We start from the raw sequence: 14,011 nt of genomic DNA, 5'->3' as shown, positions 1-14,011 counted from the left end.
GTCCCCTCATTCGTTCGCGTTCGCCGGCAGTTCCGGCCCGGTGGAGTCGCTGCCGCCGCGCAGCCGGACCGTGCGCACCGATCCCGTACGCAGCGGCAGCAGCCGGAAGACGCCCGCGTACCGGCCGGCCGGGGTCCACACCATGTCGTCGGCGCCCATGGGGTCGTCGCCGTGCCGTGCCACGTCGGGCGCGAAGCGCACCCCGCGGCCCGCGTGCCGGTCGCGGGAGAGCAGCCGGCGGTGTTCGGCCGCGCAGAGCGGCACCGTGCCGGTGCCGTCGCCGTGCTCCTGGAGGATCCGGGTGACCCGGTCGGGCGGCAGGCCGAGCAGGACGGCCGGGTCCGGCCGGGACGCGGGTTCCCGGGCGAACGCCGGGGCGGCGGCGACGCCGTCCCGGGCCAGCCGGGCGGTCTCATCGTCGATCAGTGCCCGCACCTCCCGGTCGAGGGGCAGGGCGGTGGCCGCGCCGGGGTCGCGCTCGATGGCTCCCCAGTACGGGTCGAGGAGTCCGGCGATGCCGTCGGCGAGGTCGCCGACGAGGGTGGCGACCAGTTCGGGCCCGCCGTCGCCCGCTTCGCGCTCCAGCCAGGGGACGGATACGTCGTCGGGCGGCGGCGCGGCCGGGGCGGGCCTGCCGGCGGGGGTGCCGCGCTCCGGCTGCCGGGGCGGCGGCACCGTGTCGGCCAGTGGGTCCCGCCAGGGAGTGGCGCGGTCGGTGGCCGGTCCGCCGCCGGGCTCCGGTTCCCCGTCCCAGTCGTCCCAGTCGTCCCAGCCCTGGGCCGAAGTGTCGTCGTACCGGGGGCCGTCGCTGTCGAAGGAGTCGTACGAGGCGCGTGCCGTGGGGCGCTGGTCGTACGACGGGCCGAACCAGTCGTCGTCCAGCAGGTCGCCCGCCGACCGGCCTCCGTCCCGCGCCCCGGCCGCCGTGCCGCCGTCGCGCGCCCCCGTCAGAGGCAAGGGATCGCGGCCCTCCGCCGCGGCTGCCGCGCGGCGGATCATCCCGGCGACCGCCCGCGCGCCGTCGGCGCAGTACAGACGGGCGTCCGCCAGCAGCCAGTCGTGGGTGACGGCGTCGGCCAGCAGCCCGTCGAGGGAGTGCAGCGCGTCCTGGCCCTCGGAGCCGCCGCCCGCCGCCCACCACTCGTCCAGGGCCTCGGTCCAGCGGCGCACGGCCAGCAGGGGCAGCACGATCAGCGCCGCCAGCAGGGCGCTCAGCCCGAGCCACCCGGGCGCCGTGAGCACCTGGCCCAGCGCGATGCCGGCGCCCGCGCCGAGCAGCCCGGCGCACAGCTGCGCCAGTGCGCCCGACTGCCCGCCGCCGTCGAGGTGTCCGTCCCCGGTGTGCCCGGGGCGGCGGGCCAGAGCGAGCATGGTCAGCCCGGCGGCGGCCAGCGCCGTCAGCGGCCCCAGCACCCAGCCGGGCCCCGGCCACAGGCCGGCCGCCGCGGCGACGGCGCAGCCGCCGGCCAGTTCCGCCGGGGCGGCGCCGCGCACCTCGAACGGCCGGGGCGACGCCATGTTCCGGGGCAGGTCGGGCGGGCACAGCTCGTCGAGGCGGCCGAGGCGGGCCGCGCTGCCGGTGGGTGTGGCCAGGTCGGCGACCGCGCTGAGCCGGGCCGCCGTCGAACGCAGCGGCAGCCGCTGCGTCAGCAGGTCCTGGGTGAAGCCGCGCAGGCCAGGGCCGATCCGTTCGCGGTCGGCCTCCGGCACGCGCGGCAGGTCGATGCCGCGCTCGTACAGGCGCCGGCGCTGTTCCGGGGGAAGGCCGACGCCGTCCCCGTCGCGGAGGGTCTCGGCGACGGTCTCGCGGTACGCGGCCAGTTCCGCCGCGGCCACGTCCAGGCTGTCGGCGAGGTCCGCGTCCCCGGCCGCGCCGCGCAGCAGGCCGCCCGCGCCGCGCTGCCGCCCGTACGCGTAATCGGCCTCCGCCAGGGCCGTCTCGCAGGCCCGGAAGCGCTCCTCGGCCTCGCCGCCCGCCCGCCGCCAGTCCCTGGTGTCCACGGGCTTGGGCATCCCGGCGCCGACCAGCGGCGCCAGTGCGGCGGGCACCCCGCCCGACTCCGGGTCGGCGACCGCGATCCGGCCGCCGGGGTCGTCCTGGCCGACGAGGGCGGCCAGCGCCTGCCGCCAGATCCGGTCACGGGCGGTGTGCGAGAGGTCGTGTTCCAGGACGCGCAGGGCGGGCACGGCCACCCCGTCGGGGATCTCCGACACCGCGTGCAGGACGGCGTCGAACACGGCGGGCGCGGCGAGCAGTTCGAGGAGCGGGCGCAGCGCGCCCTCGTCCTCGTCCGGCCCGGTACCGGGCGCCGTGCCGCAGTACGGGTCGAGGACCCACAGCACGCCGACGGCGGGCGGGCGCAGCGGCGAGGGCCGGTCCAGGGCCCAGGGTGTCGGCGCGGGCGGCACCGCGACGCCGTCGTCCGGTTCCGCGGGCGGGGCGCCGACCGCGACGCACAGCGCGTGGCCGGTGCCGTACGCGAGGACCTGTTCGTAGGTCCGCTGGTGGCGGGCGAGACCGGCGGCGGTGTCCACGAGCAGGAACCGCTCGGCCTCCTGGGCGGGGGCGTCGCCCAGCGCGGTGCGGACGGCGCGGTGCAGCCCGTCCGCGCCGTCCAGCCCGGCGTGGCCGCCCCGCAGGTCGAGCGTGACGACCGGTGCGGTGGTGCGGGCGCTCACAGCAGGTCCTCCTCCCTCGGCTCCTCGTCCCACGGGTCGGCCCACAGGTCGTGCCCGGCCGCGTCCTTCGGGCGGGCCGCGTCGTCGGGCTTGGCCTGCGGCTCGGGCGGGCCGTCCGCCTGGCGGGGCGGCGGCTCGTGCGGGTCCGGTCCGTGGTGCCGGTCCGGTGCGTGTCGGTCCGATGCGGGCCGGTCCGGTTCGTACGGCTGGGTGCGCCGGGTACGGGTTTCACCGGCCGGGCCGTGCCCGTTGGCCTTGTGCAGCCGTGCCGAGGAGGCGTCGCTCTCCCGCAGCTGTTCCTGCGCCTGGGCCAGGGCGCGCAGCGAGGGCCGGTTGGCCCGCAGGCTCCGGGGGAAGCGCAGGTCCAGTGCGCCGTCCAGGGTCGTGGTCCAGAAGTGGAGCAGCGGCTCGATCCAGTCCTGCTCGTCCTCGTTGAGGTCGTGGGCGCGCTGCCGCAGCCGTTTGCCCTCCGCCGGGGCCACCCGGCGCAGGAAGGTCCAGAACAGCGGGTCCGGTTCCCTCGGTGTGGTGCTGAGCCCGTCCGGCAGGGCCTCCATCAGCACCGAGCAGAAGTCCTTGACCGCCGAACCGGCGTCCAGCAGCGCCCAGCGCTCGTACGCCCGCAGCAGGTCGGACCAGCTGGAGACGTCCCGGTCGTACGGCTGCAGGGCGAGGGTCATGGTGGCCGAGTCGCCGCCGCGCAGCCGGAAGCAGACGCTCTCCGGGGAGAGCGGGTCGCCGGTGACCTCGACGCGCCCGTTCCACATGGCGCTCAGCATGCGCTGCAGCACCCGCTGCCGGTCGCTTTCCGTGCTGGCCAGCCAGGAGTCGCGGTAGCCGGTGCGCTGGCGCCACTGGAGGTGGTCCTCGCGTCCCTCACGGTCCCTGGCGCGGCCCCACAGGCGCAGCACCTGCCGTACCTCGGAGATGTCGGTCAGGCTCATCTCGCTGCGGAACAGCACGACGGTGATCGACTCGGTGACCACCGCGCGGAACTCCGGCGGCAGCCGGTTCTCGTCGCGCGGCAGCAGCAGCGACTGTTCCAGGAACCGGTCCACGCTGCCCTTGGCCTTGGTCAGCGGGCGGACGATGAGGGTCTTGAGCTTGCCGGTGCCGTCCGGGGTGAAGCCGGCCGGCAGCAGGCCCGCGAGCTGGGAGCAGAACTGCTCCAGCCACTTCTCGTCGACCGCGTCGGCGGCCTCCTCGTCCCCGGACGCCGCCGCGAGGAGGTCGCCGAGGGACGGCAGCAGCGGCCGCTCGTGGTGGACGCCGGCCTCCCCGAACAGCTTCTTGATCCGGCCCTCCAGGACCTGCTTGACCTCCTTGACGGCGGCGCGCGGCGAGCGCTGGACGGCTTCCAGGGCGTGTTCCCAGTGCCGCGGTTCGACGATGCGGACGAGCAGCGCCGCCTCGTCCTGGGTGTCCGGGATGCCCTCGCGCTGGAGGAGCCGGGTCAGTACGTCGTCGTAGAAGGCGTCGAGGGAGTTCTGCGGCGGGAGCAGGTAGGACACACCCGTACGGTCCTCGCGGTACAGCTCGCGGCGCCGCTCGCGGAACAGGCCGTTCTCGCCCTCCTCGTGGTCGCGGAACGCCCGTACCAGCGCGGAGAGTTCCTTCAGGGTCCGGTCGGCGAGCGGACGCCAGCGGGACTCCTGCGCCTTCCAGCGCTCGTGCCACGTCCGGTTGGTCGCCCAGCGGTACCAGGCGTTCTGTTCCTGGAGGGCGGCCTCCACCTCGGGGTCGCCCCAGCGCGCGGGCACCACACCGCCCATCCGGCGGCCGATGCGCGGCACCTGCGGCGGGCTGACGTCCACGCCCTCGGGGCGCCGCGGGCGGTTGCGCCGGTTGTCGAGCATCCCGGAGAAGCCCGCCTGGGCCACCTGGTCGCGGTCGCCCGGATTGCCGGTGAAGACCCGCTCCAGCCGGAACGGATCGTGCTCCTTGAGCAGGGTGAGCAGGCCCCGGCGCGGGTTGAAGTGCTCCGCGAGGTCCACCGCGCGGCGGGCGAGGTCCTTGTCGAGCGCGTCCAGTTCGTCCTGCATGGTGTCGCGCCGGTCGCTCAGCTCCTGACCAATGGCCCGGACGCCCTTGGGCACCGGGTTGGGCGCCTCCACCTCGCGCCCCTCCCGGATCCACACGTCCTCGACGTTGGACTCCTTGAACGCCTCGACGACGAGGGCGCGGTGATCCTCGCCGCCCTGCCGGGCCCGGTCCAGCAGACCGCGTACGGCGCAGGCCAGCATCCGGGCCGCGACGATCTCGGCGAGTTCGTCGACCGGTACGGTCATGGAGGCCGCGAGGCTGGTGGACATGCCCTGCAGGCCGATGCCGGTGGCGGCGGCCGCCGACCGGCTGGCGCCGCGGTTGACGAAGCTGGCGGCGAAGGACTGATAGGCGTCGTCGGCGCGCCCCCGGTTGTTCTCCTCGCCCAGGTCGGTGCCGATCAGCGAGGTCACCATGGCGGTGATGGAGCGGCGCAGGTCGTCGGGGCGCATTCCGGCCGTACGGCTGAAGAGGAACGCCGTCTGGACGGTGGAGGTGCGCAGCCTGACCGGCACCATGTCGGGGTACTTCACGCTCAGCGAGCCGCGTTGTTCCACGTCACCGAGGTCGGCGGTGGCGTCCGCCGCGTTCTGGTCGTCGACCAGGTGCGAGAGGTCCACCAGGGCGCGGGCGGCGTTCAGTTCGGCCTCCCGGCCGCCGCCGGACTCCGGCGGGAACGCCGACGGCATCACGACCAGCGGGTAGATCTTCGCGCCGCCCAGGTTCACCGAGTGGAAGGCGTGCCCGAGCAGGTGCAGGAAGTCGTAGAAGATGCCGGCGCCGGTGCCGCCCGCGACGGAGAACGCCACGAACACGTCGTAGCCGCGGATCTGGCCGCCGCCCAGCTCCTGGAGGTCGCCCGCCGACTTGCTGAGCGCGTCGATCGCCGCGCGCAGTGGGCCGAGCACCTGGTCGGGCCCGTTGCGCATGGTGGCGAACAGCGCGGCCCGGCCGACGGTGGGCAGCTGTCCGGCGCCGGTGTGCAGCGGGGAGACCCGGGGCTCGTCGACCCGCGGCGGCAGCCATCCCGCGGTCTCGTCGTGCTGGGCGATGCGCAGCATCCGGGTCATCTCGGGCGAGTTGTCGTAGGTGGGCAGCAGGTTGTGCACGGCCCGGGAGGTCCGGGCGAACGCCGCGGCCTCCGGGCCGCGGGTGCTCAGGTGCGGAAGCCGGTCCAGTTCGGCCTCGCTGAAGTCGGCGTACACGAACTGCAGGCAGTCCGGCAGCTGGAAGGGGACCCGTTGCTTGCCGCGGCCGACCAGGTCGGTACCGTCCGGGCCGCACAGTTCGCGGCGCAGGTTCCGCTCCAGTTCGGCGCCGATGCGGGCGCCGGTGCCGCCCAGCCCCACGAACAGCATGGGCTGGTAGATCTTCATGTCGTCGCTCCCCTCGTCCGCCCGTCGGGGGCGGCCTGTGCTACGCGATGTGGTGCTGCCGGTGGTCCGGGCGGCATGCCGCCCGGACCACGGCGCCGTGGTGCGGGCGCCTCAGAAAGCGGAGTCATAATCGGCCGATCCGCTCGACGCGCCGGTGCCGCTCGTACCGCCCGGCCGGCCGGTGCCGTTGGCCGGACTGCCGCGCCCGCCCCGCCCGTTCGCACTGCCGGGCGCGTTGGCGCCGCCCCGGCCGGCGCGTCCGCGGAGCCGGCCGGCCGCGTTGCGCGGCCCGGCCGGCGTGCCCGGCCGGCGCCCCTGGCCGGGGCGCTCCCGGCCCGGGCCGCTGCCGCCGCGTACGAACAGTTCCAGGTCGTTGTCCAGCCGCACGGGCGCGCCGTGCGGCACGGTCTGCTCCTTGCCCTGGGGGTCGCGCAGCCGCAGCCCGTCGCCCTTGCGCCGGAGCCGGTACGTCTGCCCCGAGCGCGGGTTGCGGCGTTGCAGGCCGGGGCGCTCCGAGGACGTGTCCACCGTGAAGAAGAACGTCTTCGTGCGGGCGCGCACCTCCAGCTTGCCCAGGTCCCGTCCGTCGCGGCGCAGTTCGAGGACGAGGCCCTGCAACGAGTTCCGCACCCCGCCGTACCAGACGCGGATGGCGATCACCGCGGCGACGGCGAGCAGCAGCCCGGCCCCCGAGATGACGGCCCACCACCACCTGTCCCACCAGGTGGGGGCGGGGGTGACGGTGACGGTCAGGAAGGCGGAGCCGACCTCGCGCCCGCCGTCGGTCCGGTCGGTGACGGTGATCCGGCCGCCGGCCTCGCCCGGCGGCGCGCCGGCGCCGAAGGACACGGTGAAGGGCACCGGTTCCTGAGCGCCGGGCGCGACGGTGACGGTGGCCGGGCTGATGCGCAGCGCCGCGTCCGTGGACTGGTCGGCCAGGCCGAGGCGCAGGGTGTGCGGGCGGCTGTCGTTGTTGCGGGCGACCAGCTTGCCGTCGACCGAACCGCCCGGGTGCACGCCGTGGCCCTCCAGCGTCACACCGGCCGTCACGGGCGCGGCGGCCATGGACACCCGGGTGTCGTAGGGCCGCCGGTCGCCGGCCACGCCGGGCGCCGCGAGCGCGCCGGTGAGCCGCAGGACGCCAGTGGCCGTCTTCGGCACCGTCACCGAGCCCCCGTACAGGACGTCGCCGGACCGGTCGTCGGGGCCCTCGCCGTCGTCGCGCAGCGGAACGTCCACCGGCTCGAAGCCGTCACCGGAGAGCTGGGCGGCGGCCCGTACCCCGGCGAGCTGTCCGGGGTCGGTGATCACCACACCGCGCCGGGTCTGCAGGCGCATCCGTACGACGACGTCCTCGCCGGGTTTCGGCGCGGCCGGTTCCAGGGTGATCGACGAGTGCAGCACGCCCTGCCAGATGGCCCGTACGGTCGCGGGCTGGTCCTGGTGCCCCTCGGGCGCGGACAGCTTGACCCGCCACTGCCCCGGCAGCGGGTCCTTGACCCGCAGCGCCTCGACCGGCCCGTCCTGGCCGCTGACCTCGAAGCTGGACCCGTCGAACGTCCCCTGGAGCGGCACCTTGCGGCCCTTGGGGTCGTAGTACGTGGCCGTCACCTTCGGGTCGCGCTTGGTGACGGTGATCGATCCGTCGGTCGCGATGGGCGGGATGCTCACCGTCAGTTCGCCGGGCGGTTTGCTGCTGGTGCCCTCTTCGACGCGGGCGCAGCGGGCGGCGGCGAACGCGTTCTGGAGCGCCTTGTCCACATCGGCGGCACCGTCGACGACCTGCGGCCGCGGGCGGGAGCCGGGCAGACCGGCGCAGCCGTTGCGGTAGCCGCCGTCGGCCATCTGCTGGAGGGCCTCCTTGTCGATGCCCTTGCCGAAGCCCAGCGGCCAGATCTGGACGTTCTCGCGGCGCGCCTGGTCCAGGACCTCGCGCAGCCGCTTCTCGCCCTCCCGCTGACGGGCGGCGGGGTCGGCTCCGTAGGCGGGACTGTCCTCGACGTTCAGCTTGCCGTCGGTGAGCAGGAAGACGACCTTGGGCGTGCCCTCCGTGCTCGTCTCCTTGAGCCGGGCCAGGGCCTGGGTGAGCGCGGCGGGAAAGTCCGTGCCGGGCCCGATGTTGCCGCCCGCGCGGTCGGTGAGGCGGCGGGCGCAGTCGCTGATGCGCTGCCGTCCGGCGGCGTCGACGACGGTGGGCGGGCACACTTCCCGTACGGGCTGCTGCCCTTCCTTCTCGGCGCTGCCGAAGCCGATGACGCTCGCCCGGGACCGGTCGGAGATCTCGCCCTGGCCGATCAGCGCGGCGGCTTCGGCCTCGCGGGCCAGCGCGTCCTTGCCGATGCTGGCCGAGGCGTCCACGACGACGGAGAAGTCGACGGGGGCGGGGCCGGCGGACGGCGCGGTGGGGGTGGGCGCGGCCCACGCGGGCGGCGGCCCGAGCGGTACGGTCGCGCAGAGCGCGGTGAGGGCCACGACGACGGTGCGGCGTGCCCCGCGCCGCGGTCGCGCGGCAGCCGGACGGGTGCTGTGTTCCGTGCTCACCACAGTCCTCCTGCCAGGACGCAGCAGCCGCCGGCCGCCAGGCAGCCGACACCCCAGCGCAGCCAGCGGTACTTGGCGCCGAGGATGCGGCCGAGCGCGCAGGCCTGTTCGACGGCCCACTGACTGGTGTCCCGGCCCGCGAGGGCGACCCGGGGCAGCAGGGCCTCGGCCGACGCCCCGCCGGTCAGCTGCGGGAAGAAGGTCAGCTGCCCGTCCGCCGAGGTACGGGTGCGGGGCAGCACCGCAGCCACGAACATGGCTATGCCCAGCGTCCACAGCGCGGCGCCGGCGAGCAGCAGGGCGGTGGGGGCTTCGGGCATCCCCGGGAGCTGTCCGTTGCGGCCGAAGAGCAGGACCAGCGCCGCGGTGGCGCCGGTCATCATGACGGACGCCTTGGTGTCGGCCCGGCTGATCTCTTCGCGTACGACCTTCAGCAGGCGCTCGGCCACGAAGTCGGCGCCGGTGCCGGGGGCCGGTCCGGCGCAGGGGCAGGCGCCGGTGCCGCGGGTGGGCGTCGGCGTGGGTACGGGTACGGGCAGGGCGCTGGCGGCCATCACTTCCCCCAATCCAGGCCACGGCCACGGCGCGGCGCGGGGCCGTCCAGGTCGTCGTCGCGTTCGGCGGCGGACTGGACGCGGTCGGGCTCGTAGACGCGGCCGCGGTCGTCCCTGTCGTACGGGTCGTCGTGACCGTCGCCGTATCCGCCGTATCCGCCGTCGCCTTCGGAACGGCCGCGCGCGGGCCTCGGCTCAGGGTCGCCGTACCGGTCGTCGCCGGACCGGTCATCGCCATACCGGTCGTCGCCGTACCGGTCGTCGTGCCCGTCGTCCTCGCCGTACCGGTCGCTGTTCCGCTCGCCGTACCGGTCACCCTGCCGGTCGTCACGACCGGCAGGGCCGGTGCCGGGCGCCGAATCCTGCTCGTCGTCGTACGCGGCCTCCCGGCCGGGGCCGCGCCCCCGTTCCTGCTCGGCGTCCGGATCCGGCTCGTGTGCCCAGTCCATCCGCTGCCGGCCGCGCCCCGGTCCGCGGTCGTCTTCGCGTGCGTCGCGGTGTCCGCCGCCCTCCAGCGCGTGCCGCTGCGGCCGCTCCAGGAAGGTGTCGGCGGCCCGGCCCACCACGCCGCTCGTCGTCGACCGCAGGAAGTCGATGGCGGCCAGGGTCTGGTCGTTGAGGTCGTGGCGCTCGATCAGGCCGCCGTCGACGAAGCGGAACACCGTCTCGATGGACAGGGCCCGCTCCTCCCGGCGCTCCCGGCGGAACGCCTGCTGGATCTCCCAGGCGTGTGCGGTGTCGCGCGCCATGAAGTACGCGAGCCGCTTGTCGTCGCCGCCACTGAGCATCTCCGTCAGCTCGGTGGCCTTCATCCGGGTCAATTCCTGTTCCCGCCGTTCCCTCTTCAGCTCTTCCGCGTGCTGCCGGCGCGCGAGGTCGCCCTCGTGGTCGATCTCGGTGCGCTGCCGCTCCGCGCTGATGCCGCGTTCGCTCAGGTCGATCCGTACGAACACCTCGGTCTCCAGGCCGAAGTCGTCCCCCAGGCGCAGATCCCGCAGTTCGTCCGCCACCGCCCGGTCCGCCCGGTCCGCCTCGCTGATGCGGTACCGCCGGGTCACCCCGCGCAGCGCCCGGAGCAGGACCGGTGAGAAGTGCTGGGCGAGGACCCAGACGTTGGCGCGGACCGCCGCGTACGCGTCCACGACGCGCCAGCGGACCTCCACCTCCGCGCGGAAGGACTCCGCGTCACCGGCCGCGGGCAGTTCGGTGCGGAACTCGGTCACATGCCAGCCGACCCGTACCTCCATCACCTTGAACGGCCCTCTGAAAAGCGGCTTGTTGACGTCCTCGCGGTGGTCCGGCCACACCACGCTGTGGCCGCCGTTCTCGTACATGAGCACCGCGGCCACCTGCACACTGGGCCGCCGGAACCGGCCGGACGACTCGTACTCCTGCACCAGCGGCCCCCGCACCGCCTCCACGGATCCGGGCCCCGGGCCGTATCCCCCTGGCGCGCCCGGTCCCGGGCCCTGCCCGTGGCCCTGCCGCGCACCGTTCCGGCCGTCTTGCGTCATCGTCGTCCCTCTCCTTCCAGCACCGCCCGCATCCGCGCGGCCGCCCGGGGGGCGAGCGGTTCGTCACTGTCCCGCTCCAGCCGGGCGACCAGCAGCAGCAACCGGTCCCGGTCCCGCCGCCCCTCCACCAGCCGCGGCAGGAACGCGCACAGCACGTCGAGCTGCCGCTCGTCCTTGGCGGCCCGCCGCATCCAGCGGCCCATCTCCTCCTGCGCCGCGGCGCCCGCCCGCGCCGTGTTCAGCGTGTTGTGCACCAGGTCCGCCAGCCACGGCGCCCGGTCGGGGTGGGCAGCGATCAGGGCCGCGGCCAGTGGCCAGGAGCCGTACGACTCCTGGACGCGGCTGTCCCCCTGGAGCCCCCACAGGTGCGAGGTGCGGGTGGACAGTGCGCGCAGCACCACCACCAGCGCGAGGTTCTGCCGGGCCTGCCGCCGGTCGCCGAGCCAGCGGGCCAGCCGCCTGAGCACCACATCGGGCTCGGGCCCCGCCAGCAGCCGCACCACGCTGTACGAGGCGGCGTCGGCCGGTTTGGCGTCGTCCTCCCGGCAGCCGATGCGCGCCAGTTCGTCCAGGGAGCCGGCGACCGAGCCCGCCACCAGGCCGTAGCCGTGGGCGAACGCCGCGGTCTCGCACGCGGAGGTGTCGTCGCCGCGCGCCCACTCGCGCAGCAGGCCGCGCACGGCGGGCCGCACCTGGAGGTCGCGGGACGCCTCGGCCAGCGCGGTGGCCGCGGCCATCTGCTGCACCGGGCTCTCGGCGCGGGCCAGCGGCAGCAGCAGTTCGGAGAAGCCGTACAGGTAGTCCCAGGCGCTCAGCATGCCCGCGACCATCGCGGCGCGCACCCACATCTGGGGGCGCTGGTCGTCGCACAGGGACCGCAGCCAGCGGGTCAGCGGACCGCGTACGTTGTGGTAACCGTCCCATGCCTCGCGCAGCACGGCGGTGGCCAGCCTGCGGCCCTGGAAGCGCGTCACCCGTACGGGGATGGCCGCGTCGCCCAGATCCTCCACGCCCCGGTCCGGCACGGCGCGGGCCGCGGCCAGCCGGGCCTGGGTCTGCGCGGTGAACAGCGGGCGGCCGGGCGCGTACTGGGGGTCGAGGGTGACCGCCAGCTCCCAGGCGAGCAGTTCGCCCGCCTCGGTCACCAGGCTCTCCGCCGAGCCGTTGAAGACCGCGAGCGACAGCCGCAGGGCCGCGGCGCGCAGGGCGGGCAGCGCCTCGGGGAGGGTGCCGGGCCGGTCGGCCCCGGCGAACCACTCCCGCGCCTGACGCGGCGCGAACTCGGCGCACTCATCGAGTAATTGGGCGTCGTCGGCCTCACCCTTGGCGTGCGCCGCGAGGTGGCCGGCGAGCCGTGCCGCCTCGCCGGGCCGCAGTTCGTCCAGGCCCAGCGCCTGTTTCACGTCGGGGCGCCCGGCGTTCTCCCGGGCCAGGCGGAGGAGCTGGGGAGGGGCGTCGGCGAGCAGGCCGGCCACGTGGCGTCCGAGGACGTCGTCGGCGGGCGGGGGCGTGCACGGCGCGCCGTAGCGCCCGCGCAGCAGCCGGTCGGCGAAGTCGCCGGCGCCCACGACCAGGACGCCGTAGGCGCCGCGTCCGGCGAGCAGCGCGCTCAGCCGGTCCAGATGCAGGTCGGAGGGCTGGGCCCCGGTGCCGTGCCCGTTGCCGCCGTCCTTGTCGGAGCCCGCGGACGCGGCCGGTACGGCACCGGCGTCCTCGGCGGGCAGTTCGAGCAGATAGCCGCGGCCGGCCTCGAACTTGTCCTTGTCGACGCTGCCGAGCGCGGTGGCCGGGTCCAGGCGGGACACCCCGGCGGCGACGTCCCGCAGGAGGGCGAGGCCGGTGGACGTACGGCCGGTGCCGTACTCGCCGCAGAGAGCCAGCAGGTGGGTGCGTTCCAGCCGGGTCCTCATGGCGGCGTAGCCGGGGGCCCGGCAGTAGACCCGGCCCAGCTGCTCCAGCTCCTCGTCCGGCACCGGCCCGTCGACGAAGATGTCGTCGGTGCCCATCCGGACGTGGGTCTGGTAGAAGGTGTTGCCGTCGTAGATCTGGTTGTCGCCCTCGATGTGCAGGTTGGTGCGGGCCTCGCGGGCGGTACGCGCGCCGCCCGCCTCGCCCGAGCCGCCCAGCGGGCTGCCCTTGGGGGCGTCCAGCCGTTGCTTCTCCTCGGACTGGCCGTCACCGTCGGCCTTGCCGTCCTTGGCCGTCTTCGCGTCGTCGTCCCGGCCGCCCTGCTTGCCGTCGGGCTGCGGCGGGGGCTGCTCGCCGGCCGGCGGTGCCCCCTCGTCCACGTCGGTCACCTGTCGCCGCCTTCCGGTCCCGGCCCGGTCCGAGGGGCGTCGTCCGTGGCTTCACGGGAGGCGGCGGGGGGCGGTTCCGGTGTGGTGTCCGCGTGGCGGATGCCGGTGAAGTCTCCGGTGAAGGTGTTGCCGTCGTAGATCTGGTTACCGCCGCCGATGTGGCCGAAGTGGTACTTGGAGGTGTACGCGGCGGGCGCCGGGTCCGTACCGGCCGCCGGTCCGGGGCCGGAAGCGGGCGGCGGGACCGTACCCCCAAGCCCCGCCCCGCCGCCCTGCTCCGGCGCCGGGCCCTGGGCCGCGCGCACCCCCGTCGCGCGCGGCCGGTCCGGCTCCGGCACCGCCGGTGACGGCGGTGCCTCGTGCGACGTCCGCGCCGGAAGGGGCGGGAAGGGCAGCCGGGGGACGTGGAACCACGCCTCCGTGTCCGTCTCCTTCTCCGACACCCGCGCCCTGCGGTAGTGCTCGGGCTCGATGCAGGTGCCGCCTTCCGCCACGACGTCGTGGTACAGCGAATCGGACACGACACACAACAGCGGCGCCCGGCCGGCCAGTTGGAGGACACCGCGGGCGGTGTCGCTGTCGCACAGCCGGCAGGTGAGGTCCACGGCGCGCCCGGCCAGCCCTCTGGCGTCCCTGGCGACCGGGCCCGCGTGCATGGCGACGCGCATCCGCAGCGGCTCCGAACGCCCCTCGTTGACCCGGCGCAGCTGCTGGTAGACGCCTTCGAGCCAGGGCCCCAGCATCTGGGCAGACGGTACGTCGGGGGCGAGCGCGAGCAGCACGCCGTCGCCGCGGTCCTCCATGTGGAAGTTCCGCTCGACGACCCCCGCCGCCGTGAATCCCGCCTCGAAGACGTCGTACATCGCCTCGCGCATCCGTAGCTTGGCACGCAGCCCCAGCCGTCCGGATCCGCAGACGTCTCCGTTGACGACGAGTCGGTGCAAGGCTTCCGTGCTCACTGGACCTCCTGGTTCGTGCCGACATCAAGCAGCATGGCCGGGGCGGGA

7 protein-coding genes are annotated in these 14,011 nt (G+C 75.3%); all 7 read right to left on the bottom strand.

Translation table 11 applies throughout. From position 1 onward, the window contains the following. Positions 1 to 6: 6 nt before the first annotated feature. The 7 genes from ACZ53K_RS30250 to ACZ53K_RS30220 all read right to left on the bottom strand — a co-directional run bounded on the left by ACZ53K_RS30250 (position 7) and on the right by ACZ53K_RS30220 (position 13,963). On the bottom strand, positions 7 to 2,679 hold the full coding sequence (locus ACZ53K_RS30250) for a hypothetical protein (RefSeq protein ID WP_468842656.1): 2,673 nt from the start codon (positions 2,677 to 2,679) through the stop codon (positions 7 to 9). After that, positions 2,676 to 6,098: a tubulin-like doman-containing protein gene (locus ACZ53K_RS30245; RefSeq protein ID WP_468842653.1), complete on the bottom strand. Its 3,423-nt coding sequence runs from the start codon at positions 6,096 to 6,098 to the stop codon at positions 2,676 to 2,678. The genes ACZ53K_RS30250 and ACZ53K_RS30245 overlap by 4 nt, the downstream gene beginning before the upstream one ends. A 111-nt stretch (positions 6,099 to 6,209) precedes the next feature. Beyond that, on the bottom strand, positions 6,210 to 8,639 hold the full coding sequence (locus ACZ53K_RS30240) for a VWA domain-containing protein (RefSeq protein WP_468842651.1): 2,430 nt from the start codon (positions 8,637 to 8,639) through the stop codon (positions 6,210 to 6,212). Continuing rightward, positions 8,636 to 9,193 carry a Pycsar system effector family protein gene (locus tag ACZ53K_RS30235; RefSeq protein ID WP_468842648.1) on the bottom strand — a complete coding sequence of 186 codons (558 nt, stop codon included), beginning with the start codon at positions 9,191 to 9,193 and terminating at the stop codon, positions 8,636 to 8,638. The genes ACZ53K_RS30240 and ACZ53K_RS30235 overlap by 4 nt, the downstream gene beginning before the upstream one ends. Further along, positions 9,193 to 10,707, bottom strand: a complete 1,515-nt coding sequence (locus tag ACZ53K_RS30230) for a hypothetical protein (RefSeq protein ID WP_468842646.1) — start codon at positions 10,705 to 10,707, stop codon at positions 9,193 to 9,195. Before ACZ53K_RS30230 ends, ACZ53K_RS30235 begins: the two co-directional genes overlap by 1 nt. Further along, positions 10,704 to 13,004 (bottom strand): hypothetical protein, encoded by a 2,301-nt coding sequence (locus ACZ53K_RS30225; RefSeq protein ID WP_468842644.1) that lies wholly within the window; start codon positions 13,002 to 13,004, stop codon positions 10,704 to 10,706. The genes ACZ53K_RS30230 and ACZ53K_RS30225 overlap by 4 nt, the downstream gene beginning before the upstream one ends. After that, positions 13,001 to 13,963 (bottom strand): hypothetical protein, encoded by a 963-nt coding sequence (locus tag ACZ53K_RS30220; RefSeq protein ID WP_468842642.1) that lies wholly within the window; start codon positions 13,961 to 13,963, stop codon positions 13,001 to 13,003. The genes ACZ53K_RS30225 and ACZ53K_RS30220 overlap by 4 nt, the downstream gene beginning before the upstream one ends. Positions 13,964 to 14,011 lie beyond the last annotated feature (48 nt).

This window comes from Streptomyces sp. NPDC033221 (assembly GCF_055577005.1).
The sequence above is the reverse complement of the archived record's forward strand: the minus strand, read 5'-3'. Positions and strand labels throughout refer to the sequence as shown.

Excerpts from the sequence above, each read along its gene's own strand:
- ACZ53K_RS30245 (WP_468842653.1), bottom strand. The coding sequence starts at position 6,098 with ATGAAGATCTACCAGCCCATGCTGTTCGTGGGGCTGGGCGGCACCGGC.
- ACZ53K_RS30235 (WP_468842648.1), bottom strand. The coding sequence starts at position 9,193 with ATGGCCGCCAGCGCCCTGCCCGTACCCGTACCCACGCCGACGCCCACC.
- ACZ53K_RS30230 (WP_468842646.1), bottom strand. The coding sequence starts at position 10,707 with ATGACGCAAGACGGCCGGAACGGTGCGCGGCAGGGCCACGGGCAGGGC.